General features: G+C 53.1%; 2 pseudogenes. Both read left to right on the plus strand.

Annotated features, from left to right (window positions below):
• Positions 1-138, plus strand: a pseudogene (locus tag ACRPFF_RS11100) (lactoylglutathione lyase); the annotation flags it as partial.
• A pseudogene (locus ACRPFF_RS11105) lies at positions 129-438 on the plus strand (glycosyl hydrolase family 65 protein); the annotation flags it as partial. The pseudogenes ACRPFF_RS11100 and ACRPFF_RS11105, both read left to right, overlap by 10 nt.
• Positions 439-540 lie beyond the last annotated feature (102 nt).

Raw genomic sequence — 540 nt, forward strand, 5'->3', positions numbered from 1 at the left:
GTCGAGTCTCGTGGGCTCGGAGATGTGTATAAGAGACAGGTTTTGGAACTGACGCACAACTGGGATACGGAACGATACGACTTGGGCAACGCCTACGGACACATCGCGATTGAAGTGGACGATGCCTCGTGGAAATGTACCGGCGCACCGCCCGCCTGGACTTGGACGACTACAACAACGACACCGAAGACGGCCTGCATATTACTTCTATGACCGGCTCGTGGCTCGCCATCGTCCAAGGTTTCGCCCAAATGAAAACTTGGGGCGGCAAACTCAGCTTCGCACCGTTCCTGCCGAGTGCGTGGACAGGCTATGCCTTCCACATCAACTACCGCGGCCGTCTGATTAAAGTCGCCGTCGGCAAAAAACGTCGTCTTCACCCTGCTCAAAGGCGATCCGCTCGAATTGCAGGTGTACGGCAAACGGGATATATATTGATTCCCAAAAGAATATTACGAATTGGCTTGGAAAAACTGGGAAGAGTCGGCTAATGTATAAAGGCTGTCTCTTATACACATCTCCGAGCCCACGAGACTCGAC

The organism is Neisseria sp. SLRRB23, from assembly GCF_050896295.1.
GTDB lineage: Bacteria > Pseudomonadota > Gammaproteobacteria > Burkholderiales > Neisseriaceae > Neisseria.